A 260-nucleotide genomic window follows, 5' to 3' on the forward strand; every position below is an offset into this window, starting at 1 on the left:
GGCGATCGAGGGGAATCGAACCCCCGAATGTCGGAGCCACAATCCGATGCGTTAACCACTTCGCCACGACCGCCATAATAAAATTTTATAAAATTGATCGAATTGGCAGGGGCAGTAGGAATCGAACCCACACCGGAGGTTTTGGAGACCTCTGTTCTACCGTTAAACTATGCCCCTGTATAAACTGGTGGAGGGGGGCAGATTCGAACTGCCGAACCCGAAGGAGCGGATTTACAGTCCGCCGCGTTTAGCCACTTCGC

General features: G+C 52.7%; 2 tRNA genes. Both read right to left on the reverse strand.

What is annotated here, in order from left to right:
* Positions 1–73 (reverse strand) — tRNA-His (locus RG959_RS24410).
* A 30-nt stretch (positions 74–103) separates the two neighbouring features.
* Positions 104–177 (reverse strand) — tRNA-Trp (locus tag RG959_RS24415).
* Positions 178–260 lie beyond the last annotated feature (83 nt).

The organism is Domibacillus sp. 8LH (assembly GCF_038806185.1).
GTDB classification, from domain to species: Bacteria; Bacillota; Bacilli; order Bacillales; family Domibacillaceae; genus Domibacillus; species Domibacillus indicus_A.